15 protein-coding genes are annotated in these 12,964 nt (G+C 73.9%); 9 read left to right on the top strand and 6 right to left on the bottom strand.

The window, feature by feature from the left end; translation table 11 throughout:
- Positions 1–28: 28 nt before the first annotated feature.
- A complete protein-coding gene (locus ACH4C6_RS31805) occupies positions 29–1,150 on the top strand; it encodes a sugar ABC transporter substrate-binding protein (RefSeq protein ID WP_398112116.1) in 1,122 nt (373 codons plus the stop codon).
- A gap of 42 nt (positions 1,151–1,192) precedes the next feature.
- Here ACH4C6_RS31805 and ACH4C6_RS31800 read toward each other — a convergent pair whose 3' ends face one another.
- The 3 genes from ACH4C6_RS31800 to ACH4C6_RS31790 form a co-directional block, all read right to left on the bottom strand.
- On the bottom strand, positions 1,193–1,846 hold the full coding sequence (locus tag ACH4C6_RS31800; protein WP_398112115.1) for a methyltransferase domain-containing protein: 654 nt from the start codon (positions 1,844–1,846) through the stop codon (positions 1,193–1,195).
- An 11-nt stretch (positions 1,847–1,857) separates the two neighbouring features.
- Positions 1,858–2,220, bottom strand: a complete 363-nt coding sequence (locus ACH4C6_RS31795; protein WP_398112114.1) for a hypothetical protein — start codon at positions 2,218–2,220, stop codon at positions 1,858–1,860.
- Between the two features lie 110 nt (positions 2,221–2,330).
- A complete protein-coding gene (locus tag ACH4C6_RS31790) occupies positions 2,331–2,534 on the bottom strand; it encodes a cold-shock protein (protein WP_003974443.1) in 204 nt (67 codons plus the stop codon).
- A 352-nt stretch (positions 2,535–2,886) separates the two neighbouring features.
- Here ACH4C6_RS31790 and ACH4C6_RS31785 point away from each other — a divergent pair, with 352 nt between their 5' ends.
- From ACH4C6_RS31785 to ACH4C6_RS31755, 7 genes are all read left to right on the top strand, one after another.
- Positions 2,887–3,735, top strand: coding sequence for a menaquinone biosynthetic enzyme MqnA/MqnD family protein (locus ACH4C6_RS31785; protein ID WP_398112113.1), 849 nt, complete (start codon positions 2,887–2,889; stop codon positions 3,733–3,735).
- Between the two features lie 90 nt (positions 3,736–3,825).
- Positions 3,826–5,526, top strand: a complete 1,701-nt coding sequence (locus ACH4C6_RS31780; protein WP_398112112.1) for a serine/threonine-protein kinase — start codon at positions 3,826–3,828, stop codon at positions 5,524–5,526.
- Positions 5,527–5,846: 320 nt separating this feature from the next.
- Positions 5,847–6,056 carry a hypothetical protein gene (locus ACH4C6_RS31775; protein ID WP_398112111.1) on the top strand — a complete coding sequence of 70 codons (210 nt, stop codon included), beginning with the start codon at positions 5,847–5,849 and terminating at the stop codon, positions 6,054–6,056.
- A 298-nt stretch (positions 6,057–6,354) separates the two neighbouring features.
- On the top strand, positions 6,355–7,083 hold the full coding sequence (locus ACH4C6_RS31770; protein ID WP_398112110.1) for a prepilin peptidase: 729 nt from the start codon (positions 6,355–6,357) through the stop codon (positions 7,081–7,083).
- Positions 7,084–7,204: 121 nt separating this feature from the next.
- Entirely contained in the window at positions 7,205–8,167 is a 963-nt protein-coding gene (locus tag ACH4C6_RS31765; protein WP_398112109.1) for a lysostaphin resistance A-like protein, read from the top strand.
- A 55-nt stretch (positions 8,168–8,222) separates the two neighbouring features.
- Complete coding sequence (gene mqnC / locus ACH4C6_RS31760) at positions 8,223–9,422, top strand: cyclic dehypoxanthinyl futalosine synthase (protein ID WP_398112108.1); 1,200 nt, start codon at positions 8,223–8,225, stop codon at positions 9,420–9,422.
- 7 nt (positions 9,423–9,429) lie between these two features.
- Positions 9,430–10,029: a hypothetical protein gene (locus tag ACH4C6_RS31755; RefSeq protein WP_398112107.1), complete on the top strand. Its 600-nt coding sequence runs from the start codon at positions 9,430–9,432 to the stop codon at positions 10,027–10,029.
- 32 nt (positions 10,030–10,061) lie between these two features.
- Here ACH4C6_RS31755 and ACH4C6_RS31750 read toward each other — a convergent pair whose 3' ends face one another.
- Complete coding sequence (locus ACH4C6_RS31750) at positions 10,062–11,054, bottom strand: chitinase (protein WP_398112106.1); 993 nt, start codon at positions 11,052–11,054, stop codon at positions 10,062–10,064.
- A 147-nt stretch (positions 11,055–11,201) separates the two neighbouring features.
- On the opposite strand from ACH4C6_RS31750, the gene ACH4C6_RS31745 reads away from it, so the two are divergent.
- A complete protein-coding gene (locus ACH4C6_RS31745) occupies positions 11,202–11,897 on the top strand; it encodes a demethylmenaquinone methyltransferase (protein ID WP_398112105.1) in 696 nt (231 codons plus the stop codon).
- A gap of 37 nt (positions 11,898–11,934) precedes the next feature.
- Here the strand turns inward: ACH4C6_RS31745 and ACH4C6_RS31740 are convergent, their stop codons facing one another.
- Both ACH4C6_RS31740 and ACH4C6_RS31735 read right to left on the bottom strand, forming a co-directional pair.
- Positions 11,935–12,267: a PASTA domain-containing protein gene (locus ACH4C6_RS31740; protein ID WP_398112104.1), complete on the bottom strand. Its 333-nt coding sequence runs from the start codon at positions 12,265–12,267 to the stop codon at positions 11,935–11,937.
- A 118-nt stretch (positions 12,268–12,385) separates the two neighbouring features.
- Positions 12,386–12,892 carry a GNAT family N-acetyltransferase gene (locus ACH4C6_RS31735; RefSeq protein ID WP_398112103.1) on the bottom strand — a complete coding sequence of 169 codons (507 nt, stop codon included), beginning with the start codon at positions 12,890–12,892 and terminating at the stop codon, positions 12,386–12,388.
- Positions 12,893–12,964: the final 72 nt, after the last annotated feature.

Here is a 12,964-nt window from a genome sequence, read left to right as displayed (position 1 = left end):
ATGCTCCCCCCACGGAAGGCACCACCCAGTGATACCCCGCAACACCCGCCGGGCCGCCGCGCGCCCCCTCGCCCTGGCCCTGGCGGCCGCCCTGTCGGCCGTGTCCCTCACCGCGTGCAGCGGCGACGCGAGCGACGACGAGACCGCGGCGAAGGCCGACGACATCACGGTCGGCCTGCTGCTGCCGGACAAGGACACGGCCCGCTTCGAGAAGTTCGACCACCCCCTGATCAAGCAGGAGGTCGAGTCCCTCACCGACGGCCGCGGCACGGTCCGCTACGCCAACGCCGAGGCCAGCGTCTCCAGACAGAGCGAGCAGTTCCGGCAGATGGTCGCCGACGAGGTCGACGTCATCCTGGTCGACGCGCTCGACTCCAAGGCCATCGCCGCGGACGTGCGCAAGGCCAAGGCGGCCGGCATCCCCGTCATCGCCTACGACCGCCTGGCCGAGGGCCCGATCGACGCCTACGTCTCCCACGACAACGAACTCGTCGGCCAGGTGCAGGGCCGCGCGATCGTCGGCGAACTGGGCGACCGGGCCGAGAAGAGCAAGGTCGTCATGATGAACGGCGACCCCGCCGACCCCAACACCGCCCGCTTCAAGACCGGTGCCCTCGGTGAACTCCAGGGCCAGGTGCAGATCGTGAGGCGCTACGACACCGCGGAGTGGAAGCCGGCCGTCGCCAAGGCGAACATGCGCAAGGCGATCAAGGCGGTCGGGCTGAACGACATCGCGGCGGTCTACTCCGCCAACGACGGCATGGCGGGCGCCGTCATCGAGGCGCTGAAGGAGGCCGGGGCCACGAAGATCCCGCCCGTGACCGGCCAGGACGCCAACCTCGACGCCGTCCAGCGGGTGGTCTCCGGCGACCAGTACATGACCGTGTACAAGTCCTTCGCGCTGGAGGCGACGAACGCGGCGAAGATCGCCGTCGCCAAGGTGCAGGACCGTTCGATCGAGTTCGCGGCGCTGACCCGCGAGACGGTCGACAGCCCGACGCAGCGCAACATCCCGGCGATGCTCGTCCCGGTCGTCGCCCTGACCAGGGACACCATCGAGGAGACCGTGATCACGGACGGCGTGTACACGGTGAAGGACATCTGCACGGCCCCGTACAGGGCGGACTGCCGGGCCATCGGGCTGGAGTAGGGACCGCGCCCCCGGAGGACGGGCCGCCGGCCGGTGGGCGGCTCACCGCTCCCGCGGTCTGCGGGCGATGAGGGACGCCTGGGGGACCGGGTCGCCCCGGTCCTCGTCCGGTGCCCGCACCGTCGTGGAGCGGACGGCGAGACCGGCCTCGGCCAGCAGGGCGGCGACGCCCTCCGGCCTGCGCCGCAGGAAGGTCAGGGAGACCTCGTGGCCGAAGGCCCGCTCGTAGTGGCGGGGCTCGTCACCGCACTGGAAGCCCAGCAGCAGGTGCCCGCCGGGGCGCAGGACGCGGTGGAAGCCGGCGAACAGGGCGGGCAGCTGCTCGTCGGGCGTGTGGATGGTCGAGTACCAGGCCACGACCCCGTCGAGCGAGGCGTCGGGCAGGTCCAGCTCCAGCATCGAGCCCCGCTCGAAGCGCAGACCCGGGTGCTCGCGCCGGGCGATCGCCAGCATGGACTCCGACAGGTCCAGGCCGGAGACCGACAGCCCCCGGGACGCCAGGTAGGCCGTGACCCGTCCGGGCCCGCACCCCAGGTCGGCGACCCGCCCGCCCTCGCCGACCAGCTCCGCGAAGGCGTCCAGCTGCACCCGGTCCAGCACCACGTCCGTGTGCGGCTTCCGGAACTGCGCGGCGTAGTCCTCGGCGACGGTGTCGTAGAAGGTGCGGGTCGCGCTCACGAAATCCGTGTCAGCCATGCCCCGGGACCCTACCGGGGCCGCTCCTCCGGAGGCGGGCGGTCCCCCTCTTCTCCGGACGCCTCGGACGCCTCGGGTGCCCCGGACGGCCCGGGCGACGGCCGGTCGGTGTGCTCCGCGGACGGCGGCTCGCCACTGCGCCGGGGCCGCTTCCGGTCCGCCCCGATTCCGGCTCCCGCACCGATCGCCGTGCCGAAGCCGAGGCCGACCGCGAGTCCCAGGCCGACGTTGTCGAAGACGGTCAGGCCGAGGACGAGTCCCACGGCCGTGCCGAGGGAAATACCGGCCGCCAGACCGAGCGGCGCCCCCGTCGGACCCGGCCCCTCGGCGGGAGTCCCGCCGCCTTCCCGCTTGTTCTCCGGAACGTGTTCCATCCGTCGATCGTCCCACGGCGGGAATTCGCCGGGAATTCACCGGACGTCCGGGGGTGAAAAGGGCAGGAGCCCCGTCGCCTGACGGCGCGGGGCTCCTTGGGTACTGCTGATCAGACCGGGGTGACGTTCTCAGCCTGCGGGCCCTTCGGACCCTGCGTGACGTCGAAAGACACCTGCTGGTTCTCCTCCAGGGACCGGAATCCCTGCGCGTTGATCGCGGAGTAGTGGACGAAGACGTCGGGGCCGCCGCCCTCCTGGGCGATGAAACCAAAGCCCTTTTCGGCGTTGAACCACTTCACGGTTCCGGTAGCCATAAGCCCTCCTTGGGCTCAAAAGGGTTGCCCTGCTCCAGAACCAGCAAGTGTGAAGATGAATTCTGCACAAGTGCATATGTCTGAGAATGACGAGAGCCCGCGGTCACATGCTCCGCAGGCTCTGTACTGCAAGGGAAACCAAACTGCAACTTGCGACGAGCCTAGCACGCGGGACCCGGAATGCAATAGGGGTCAAGATCACGTCACCCGAATGTTTGAACATCCCGGGCCGACTGGCCGAGAACACATGATCGCCCGCCCCACCCCGACGGCGGAGCCGACCGGAGCCCGGCCGGCGCCTTCACCCGGGCCCGCGCGCCGGGTCGTGCGCCCCGAGGGCTAGCCTCACGATGTGGACAATCCTCGCACCCGGCCGCGCGTCGGCCACATCCAGTTCCTGAACTGCCTGCCCCTCTACTGGGGGCTCGCGAGAACGGGCACGCTCCTCGACTTCGAGCTCACCAAGGACACCCCGGAGAAGCTCAGCGAGAAGCTGGTGCAGGGCGATCTCGACATCGGTCCCGTCACCCTCGTCGAGTTCCTCAAGCACGCCGACGACCTGGTCGCCTTCCCCGACATCGCCGTCGGCTGCGACGGCCCGGTGATGTCGTGCGTGATCGTCTCGCAGGTCCCGCTCGACCGGCTGGACGGCGCCCGCGTCGCCCTCGGGTCGACCTCCCGCACCTCCGTCCGCCTCGCCCAGCTGCTCCTCGCCGAGCGCTACGGCGTCCAGCCGGACTACTACACCTGCCCGCCCGACCTGAGCCTGATGATGCAGGAGGCCGAGGCCGCCGTCCTCATCGGCGACGCGGCCCTGCGCGCCAACATGCTCGACGGCCCGCGCTACGGCCTGGACGTGCACGACCTGGGCGCCCTGTGGAAGGAGTGGACGGGCCTGCCGTTCGTCTTCGCGGTCTGGGCCGCGCGCCGCGACTACGCGGAGCGCGAGCCGCTCATCACGCGCAAGGTGCACGAGGCCTTCCTCGCCTCCCGCAACCTCTCCCTGGAGGAGGTCGGCAAGGTCGCCGAGCAGGCCGCCCGCTGGGAGGCCTTCGACGAGGAGACCCTGGCCCGCTACTTCACCACGCTCGACTTCCGCTTCGGCGGCCCGCAGCTGGAGGCGGTCGCGGAGTTCGCCCGCCGGGTCGGCCCGACCACCGGCTTCCCCGCGGACGTGAAGGTGGACCTCCTCCAGCCGTGAGCCGCGCGCCCCGCGGCACTACGCTGCCAGGAGCGCGGCGGCCGGGGCCCACGGGTGCGCCCCGGCCGCCCACGGGGGAGGGGTGACGGCATGCGGCCGCTCGACGTCGACGAACCCACGGTGGTCGGGCCCTACCGGCTGCTCGGCCGGCTGGGCTCCGGCGGCATGGGCCGGGTCTACCTCGGCCGCAGCGCCGGGGGCCGCACGGTCGCCGTGAAGATCGTCCACCCGCACTTCGCGCTGGACGAGGAGTTCCGCGCACGCTTCCGGCGCGAGGTGGACGCCGCGCGCCGGGTGGGTGGTGCCTGGACCGCGCCCGTCCTGGACGCGGACCCGGACGCGCGGGTGCCGTGGGTGGCGACGGCGTACGCGGCGGGCCCCGCGCTGTCCGCCGCGGTCGCCGACGGCGGTCCCCTGCCGGCCCACACGGTCCGCGCCCTGGGCGCCGGGCTGGCCGAGGCGCTGTCCGCCGTGCACGACCTGGGTCTGGTGCACCGCGACGTCAAGCCGTCGAACGTCCTGCTGACCCTCGACGGCCCGCTGCTGATCGACTTCGGCATCGCCCGCGCCACGGACGGCACGGCCTCCCTGACCTCCACGGGCGTCTCCATCGGCTCGCCCGGCTACATGTCGCCCGAGCAGATCCTGGGCAGGGGCGTCACCGCGGCGGCGGACGTCTTCTCGCTCGGCGCGGTCCTCGCGTTCGCGGCCACCGGCGAACCGCCCTTCCCCGGTGACTCCTCGGCCGCCCTGCTCTACAAGGTGGTCCACGAGGAGCCGGAACTCGGTCTGCTCGACGGTGAGTTGCGGACCCTGACGGCCGCCTGCCTGGCGAAGGACCCGGGTGAGCGCCCCTCCCCGGCGGATCTGGCCCGCCGGCTGGCCCCCGGGGGCGCGGCCCGGCTGGTGGCGGGCGGGTGGCTGCCCGGCCCCCTGGTGGAGCAGGTCAGCCGCAGCGCCGTGCGGCTGCTGAACCTGGAGGCCGCCGCGACGGAGACCCCGTCGGGACCGCTCGGATTCAGCAACCCTTCCGTGAGTCCGCCGGGCACGGGCGTGTTCGGCCCCCCGCCGGTCATGCCGGCGCCGCCCACCCCGGGGACCGCCCCGCCCGCTCCCGCGGATGTGCCCGGCCCGCGGGACGGGGACGGCGGGCGGGACCAGGAAGGCTCCGGGACCTCCGGCGGCCGACGGCCCGGCAAGGGCAGGGGCAAGGTGTCCGTGTCCGTCGCCGCCGCGTCCGGGCAGGAGGGCGGCGGGCGCGTGCGGAAGCTGAGCTGCACGGTCGCACTGGCGGTCGCGGGCGCGATGGCGGCCGTGACGATCGGCTCGGTGCTCGTCCTCGACCTGCTGCCGGGCCGCGGCTCCGACGACGACTCGGGCGACTCCGGCGCGGGCCCCGGCTCCCCGCCCGCGGCGACCGCGGCCCCCGCCCCGTCCGGCGCGGTGCCCGCCGCCTACCTCGGCACCTGGGAGGGTCGGGGCACGGCCCTGAACGGCGGCCTGCCCGTCGGGACGTTCCGCGTCACCGTCGAGCAGGCGGCGGTGGGAGGGCAGTTGGGGAAGGTGCGGCAGACGGACGCGCTCGGCGGTGTCTGTGTCGACGTACTGACCCTGAAGAAGGTGACGGGCAAGGAGCTGGTGGCCGCGTCGGCCGGAGAGAAGACCAATCACGCCGGCTGCGATCCGGCCCCCACGACGGTCCGGCTGACGCCCGTGGGCGACGACCTGCGCTACCGCTCGGAGAGCGAGGCCGCGGGCCGCCCGGAGGCGCGGCTGTCGAAGGTGCGGTAGGACGCGGACCGGCGTACCGCGGTGGTGCACCCGGAACATCCGGGGGATCTGCACACCGTTCACCGGGAGGCCGCAGGAACACCCGGCGGGGGCGGGGGCGGGGTCGGTGGGGCCGCGCTTCCGGTGTGTTCCGCGAGCGCCGGGTCACCGAGGTGTGAAGGGTGTGGGGCGGCCGGTGACCGAACGGCCACAGACGTGGACGCCGTCACCGGCGCCCGCCCCACCTGCGCAGCGGACGGCTGGCCGCCTTCCACCCCGCGTGTTTTGATCGGTCGCGCTCCAGCACCCGTACCTCATGCAACCGAAGGGACCCGCCCCTCATGGCCTTCACCCCGCAGATCGAGACCGCCCCGATGTCCGACGCCGAGCTGGACGCCGTCGCCGGTGGACAGGCGGGCGCCGCGGCCGGTCTCCACCTGGAGACCACGGCCGCCGGTCTCACCGCCGGTGTGGGCGGCGGCCTCGGCCTCGCCGTCTCGCCGCAGGGCATCGCGGCGGACCTGCACCTCCACGTCGCCGTCGCCTCCTGACGAGACGGACGCGAGGGCCCCGGATCACGGATCCGGGGCCTTCCCGCATCCGGGGCGGCCCCACCGGGGCGCGTGCCGAGTGGGGTGCTGGAAACCGGAGTTCGGCATGGGCAAGGAGAGGCCGAGCGCATAGGGTTTGGCCGAGTCGACGCCGAGGGCACCGCAGGCGTCACCGCAGGGCCGACACGACGCCGGGGGGACGTGCCATGCCGCGACCGCGCACCTTCGCTTCCGTCCGCTCCGTCCGCTCCGTCCGCTCCGTCCTCTCCGACCCGTCCGCCGTCGGGGCGGCGGCCGGATGAGCACCCCTCTCCTCGTCCTGGCCGCCCTGCTGTGGGGCGCGGCGTCGGGCATGCTGCTGCCGCGTGCGGCCCACCGGTTCTCCGTGCCGTCCGGCGAACCGTGGCGGGAGCGGTGCGCGCAGGGGCACGTCCTGCGGGGCTGGTGGGGTCCGGCCGCCTGCCGGGACTGCGCCGGTGCCGGGGACGGCCCGCCCGCGGCACCCCTGGCGATCTCCACCGCTCTCGTCTGCGCCCTGCTCGCCGCCGCCACCGGTACCCGGCCCGAGCTGGGCGTCTGGCTGCTGCTCGCGCCCGTCGGCGTCCTGCTCACGGTCGTCGACCTCCGCGTGCGGCGGCTGCCCGACCCCCTCACCCTGCCGCTCGCCGCCGCGGCCCTGGTCCTGCTGGGCGTCACCGCCCTGGTGCCCGAGCACGCGGGGGAGTGGACCACCGCGCTGCTCGGCGCGCTCGCCCTGGGCGGCGGCTACTTCGTCCTCTTCCTGATCAACCCCGCGGGCATGGGCTTCGGCGACGTCAAACTCGCCCTGGGCGCCGGTGCCGTCCTCGGCTGGTACGGCTGGCCGACTCTGATGCTCGGCACCCTCGCCGGGTTCGCCCTGGGCGCCCTGTACGGCGGCGCCCTCGTGCTCCTGCGCCGTGCCGACCGCAAGACGGCCATCCCCTTCGGCCCGTTCCTGATCACCGGCGCCCTCCTCGGCCTCCTCGTGGGCGCGTACACGGCGTGAGCCCCGGGCGCCGGACAGCCGCAACACCCGTGCGGGCAGCGGCAGATCACCCCTGGGCATGAATCCGGCCTCCTGCTCCGGGCGGACGTCCCGGAGCCGCCCCGTCGCCAGAATGGCGATCATGACGACCCCGACACCCGGTCTGCCCTACCACCGCCTGGACCACGCCACCGGCCGCCACCGCTGGTGGCGGCCCCCGACCGGTGCGCTGCTCTTCCTCGTCGGGTACGTCCTCGCCGTGCTCGTGGTGTTCGTCGGCTCCTACGCGCTCGGCCTGGCGGCCGGGCTGCCCGAGGCGGCCGACGGCGGCCCGGACCTCGGGCCCCTCGGGGACACCGCGGTGGAGCTCGTGTCCCTCGCCGTCGCCCTGCCCCTCGTGCTGCTGGTCGTGCTGTGGCCCGGCCGGCGGCCCGCCGGGACCGTGTCGTCGGTCACCGGGCGGCTGCGCGTCGGCTGGCTGGGCCGGTGCCTGCCCGTCGCCCTGCTCCCCGTGGGGCTGCTGACGGCGGCCGCCTTCCTGCTGCCCGGGGCCGAGAGGTCCGACGCCTGGGTGGGGTGGCGCTCCTTCCTGCTCTCCTCGACCGTCCTGGTCCTCCTCGTGCCGCTCCAGGCCGCCGCCGAGGAGTACGTCTTCCGGGGCTGGCTCACCCAGGCGGTCGGGGCCTTCGCCCGGTCACCGTGGATCGCGGTGCTTCCGCAGGCCGTGCTGTTCGCCGCCGCCCACGGCTGGGGCACCCCGTGGGGCTTCACCGGTCTGCTGGTCAACGGTCTGGTGGCCGGGTGGCTGACCCTCCGCACAGGCGGACTGGAGGCCGCGATCGCGCTGCACGTGCTGAACAACCTGCTCGCCTTCGGCGCCTCCGCCGCGGTCGTCGGCGGGCTGTCGTCGGAGGAGACCGCGGCGGACATGCCGTGGCAGCTGACCCTCGTGTCGGTGGCGGCCGACCTGCTCTACGCCGCCCTCGTCCTGCGGCTCGCCCGGCGCCACCGGCCGCAGCGCCTCGCCCCGCCGCCCGCCTCGCCGCCCGCCCCGCCCGTCCCGCCGCCGTACCCCGCCCCCACGGCCTGGCGTCCGGCGCCCTGATCCCCTGGCGTACGCTGGGCTGGTCCGTCCACAACCCTTACGAAAGGGACGCCCGGTGACCGAGAAGGCCGACCTTCAGCCCATCCTCGACCGTGCAGCCGCCGGTGGGCGGATCACCCCGGACGAGGCACTCGTGCTGTACCGGGACGCCCCGCTGCACGCCCTGGGCGCCGCCGCCGACGCCGTACGCCGCCGCCGGTACGCCGGGACCGAGCACATCGCGACGTACATCATCGAGCGCAACATCAACTACACGAACGTCTGCGTGACGGCCTGCCGCTTCTGCGCCTTCTACGCCGCGCCCAAGGACACCGCCAAGGGCTGGACGCGCGACCTCGACGACATCCTGCGCCGCTGCGCCGAGACGGTCGAGCTGGGCGGCACCCAGATCATGTTCCAGGGCGGCCACCACCCGGACTACGGCGTCGAGTACTACGAGAAGCACTTCAAGGCCATCAAGGACGCCTTCCCGCAGCTGGTGATCCACTCGCTGGGCGCGTCCGAGGTCGAGCACATGGCCCGGATCTCCAAGGTGAGCGTGGAGGAGGCCATCCAGCGCATCCACGCCGCGGGCCTCGACTCCTTCGCCGGCGCCGGTGCCGAGCTGCTGCCCGAGCGGCCCCGCAAGGCCATCGCCCCGCTGAAGGAGTCCGGCGAGCGCTGGCTGGAGATCATGGAGATCGCCCACAACCTGGGCGTCGAGTCCACCTCCACGATGCTCATGGGCACCGGCGAGACCAACGCGGAGCGCATCGAGCACCTGCGGATGATCCGGGACGTCCAGGACCGCACGGGCGGCTTCCGCGCGTTCATCCCGTACACCTACCAGCCCGAGAACAACCACCTGAAGGGCCGCACGCAGGCGACGCTCTTCGAGTACCTGCGGATGATCGCCATCGCCCGGCTGTTCATGGACAACATCGCCCACATCCAGGGCTCCTGGCTCACCACGGGCAAGGAGGTCGGACAGCTCTCCCTGCACTACGGCGCCGACGACCTGGGCTCGATCATGCTGGAGGAGAACGTCGTCTCCTCCGCCGGTGCCAAGCACCGCTCCAACCGGATGGAGATCATCGATCTCATCCGGAAGGCCGGCCGCGTCCCCGCGCAGCGGTCGACGACGTACGAGCACCTGGTCGTCCACGACGACCCGGCGAACGACCCCGTCGACGACCGCGTCGTCTCGCACATCTCCTCCACGGCCATCGAGGGCGGCACGGCTCACCCCGAGCTGAAGCTGCTGGCTCCCCACTGACGCCACCGTGCTGACCCTCCACGTCTGCGAGGCCTCGCCCGGCACGGCCGTCCTGGTCGAGGGCGCCCAGCTCGCCGCCGTCGGCCCGTACGAGGAGCTGGTCGCCGGCCATCCGCGGGCGCGCGTGCGCCGGTGGCCCGGCATCCTGACGCCCGGCCTGCTCAACCCGTACGGTCCGGAACTGCTGGAGCAGGCCTACCACCCGGACCCGCGCGAAGCGGACCGGCTGGGCACCGAACCGCTCTTCGGGGAGCGCGCCCGGGCCCTCCTCGACGCCGGCCCGTCCGCGCGGGGCGCCAGTGCGCGCCGCGGGGTGCAGCGCATGCTGGCGCACGGCACGGTCGCCGTCGCCGGTGAACTGCGAAGCCGCGCGGCCCTGGACGCGGTGCGCGGCGCGGGGCTCGCCCTGGCGGGACGCCCGGCCACCCTGCCCGGGCCCGCGTCCCTCTCGCCGAAGCCGCTGGTGCTGCTCCCGGGGCTCGCCGCCGGCCGGCCCGCCCGGTTCGCGGTGTTCGACGTACCCGACCGGGCCGCGCTCGTGCGCGACGGCGCGGCCACCTGCGTGGCCACCGTCGTGGGCGGCCGTCTGGTGTACCGGGGGCGCTGAGCGCGCGGTCCCGCGGGAAGCGCCCGGCGCGCCTACGCGCCGAACGCCGCCCCGAACGCCCCGTCCTCCTGCTCCACTCCGCTGCACGTGGCCGGCGCGCCGGCGGCCGACGGCTCCTCGCCGCACCGCCGGTCGCGGAAGGCGGCCCACACCGACACCCAGGCGAGCCCCTTCTCCTCGGCGAAGGCCCGGACCTCGGCCGCGTCGGCGAGCGTGAAGGTCTCGCCGGGGACGTCGTTGACGCCGATCATCGAGGTGAGGGCCATGCCGTGCCAGGCGGCCGCCTCCGAGGTGCCGAAGACCTTCCGCAGCTGCGCGTGCGCGGCCCTCGCGGCCGTGCGGGCGTACCCGCCCATGTCGCCGTGGTACTCACGGGCGTAGTTCATCGTCATCAGGTTGACGGTGCGGACCCGCACCCCGTGGTCGTTGGCGGAGCCGAGCAGGGCCAGCGCGTGCTCGTCCAGGCCCGAGGGCATCACCGGGAGCGTGAACGTCACCTCCAGGCCGGGCCGTTCGTCCTGCAACCGGGCGATCGCCCGCGAACGCAGCTCCACGGACGCGGAGTCGGTCAGCGCGTCGCCCTCGATGTCGAAGTCGGCCAGCGAGGTACCGGCCGCGTCCAGGGCCCTCCCGTACGCCGCCGCCAGCTCCCGGGCGCTGCCGCACGCGGCGCCGAGTTCCGTCCCGGAGGCGCCGCCGAAGGAGACCCGGACCTGCCGGCCGTCCCTGCCGAGCGCGGCGATCCGGGCCCCGACGGCCGCGTCGCCGACGGCGTGCGAGCCGTCCCAGCGCGGGGTGCAGTCGCCGCCGTCGGCCGTGACGAAGGCCAGGTTGTACGCCGCGGGGGAGCCGGCCGTGTCGGTGGGGGCGGGGTCGGCGGCGCTGACGTACGGGGCGTACGACGTGCCGGGGGCGGCGCTCGCGGGCGCCGCCGCGGACGCCCCGCCCGGTCCTGAGCACCCCGCGGCGGCCAGGGCGAGCAGACAGCCCAGCCCCGCCGCCACCGGATCGCGGAAACCCCTCATGCCGCACGCTCCCTCTCCCGCCCGGACCACCCTGTCCCGCGGTCGGCGGCCCGATACGGATCCCGGCCGCGTCCTCCCCACGGTGGTGAGGACGCCCGGGGGCACGCCGCGGCTCCCGCCCGGTGGGGCTGCTGCAAGAATGGGCCCGTGACCCGCGCATCCCTGGACAAGCAGCCGCACGAAGTCGCCTCGATGTTCGACGACGTGGCGGAACGGTACGACCTGACCAACGACGTGCTGTCCCTCGGCCAGGACCGGCGGTGGCGCAAGGAGGTCGCCAAGGCGGTCGACGCCCGCCCCGCGCAGAAGGTCCTCGACCTGGCGGCCGGCACGGGCACCTCCTCGCTGCCCTTCGCCCGCACCGGCGCCTACGTCGTGCCGTGCGACTTCTCGCAGGGCATGCTCCAGGTGGGCAAGCAGCGTCAGCCCTGGCTGCCCTACACCGCCGGGGACGCCACCCGGCTGCCCTTCAAGGACGACACCTTCGACGCCGTCACGATCTCCTTCGGGCTGCGCAACGTGCAGGACACGGACGCCGCGCTGCGGGAGATGCACCGGGTGACCCGGCCCGGCGGGCGCATCGTGATCTGCGAGTTCTCGCACCCGACGTGGGCGCCGTTCCGCACGGTCTACACCGAGTACCTGATGCGCGCCCTGCCGCCCGTCGCCCGGGCGGTGTCCTCCAACCCCGACGCCTACGTCTACCTCGCCGAGTCCATCCGCGCCTGGCCCGACCAGCCCGCCCTCGCCGAGCGGCTGGGCAGGGCCGGCTGGTCCCGGGTGGCCTGGCGCAACCTGAGCGGCGGGATCGTGGCGCTGCACCGGGGCTTCAAGAAGGACTGACCCCGGCGCACGGGGCTGTCCTCAGCGGGGGCTGTCCTCAGCGGGGGCTGAGGACGGCGAACGGGTCGCCCGGCTCGTCCAGTTCGCGCTGGAGTCCGCCCCGCGGCGGAGGCGGGACGCGCGGCTCGTGCACGCCGCCGCCGCCCTCGCCCGGGCCGAAGTCGAACCACACGTAGACCATCGAGTCCCGCGGCACCTCCGCGCCGGGCTGCGGATACTGGCGGACGACGTAGTCGACGACGACGCCACCGGGATCGGGCCGGTCCGGCGCGTTGAGCGACAGACCCCGGGACCGGGCCGCCTCACGCGCGTCCACCCCCATCAGGCCGACCAGACGCGGCACGCGGACTTCGGGTGTATTGCGGGACATGTGCACAGATGTCACCCCCAGCGGTACAGGAAGGGTAACTCCGCCGCCGTACCGGCCGGAAGCGTCCGGTGTCTTTCTGTGACAGTCGATCACGCAGAGTGAGGAGTGGGTCGCCCTCTCAGAGGGCGAGCCGGTAGCAGTGACCGGACCGCTCGGACACCGGCGTGGTGAACGTCTCGGCCAGGCGCATGCCGAGCCGCCGCGTCACCGCGATGGAGCGGCTGTTGGCGGCGTCGACCATCGCCACCACGTCCGGCACACCGGCCGCCCGCACCCGTCGCAGCGTCTGCCGCGCGGCTGCGGTGACATAGCCCTGGCCCCAGTGCTCCCGGCCCAGCCGCCAGCCGATCTCGATCTCCCCGGTGGGACCCCAGTCCCGCTCCCAGGGCTGGGCTCCGGTGAAGCCGAGCACCCGGCCCTCCTCGTCGAGCACCGACCACAGGCAGAAGCCCCGTTCGGCGTCGTGCCGCCGCTGCCGGGCGGTGAGCTCCTCGTAGAGGGACAGCTCGGCGGGCCTGCCGCCGTGGAACTCCATGACCTCGGGGTCGGCGAAGATCCGGTGCCAGGCGACGGCGTCCTCGTCGGTGGGCACGCGCAGCCGTACTGCGGGGAGAGCTCGGTTCACAGGGCAGCCCTTCAGCCGGGTGATCGATCCTGCTGAATAGACTGCCCGTGTCCAGTGCCGGTCGGCACGCAG

Source organism: Streptomyces sp. NPDC017943 (assembly GCF_044328425.1).
Taxonomy (GTDB): domain Bacteria; phylum Actinomycetota; class Actinomycetes; order Streptomycetales; family Streptomycetaceae; genus Streptomyces; species Streptomyces djakartensis_A.
This window is presented reverse-complemented; position numbering and strand designations above follow the sequence as displayed.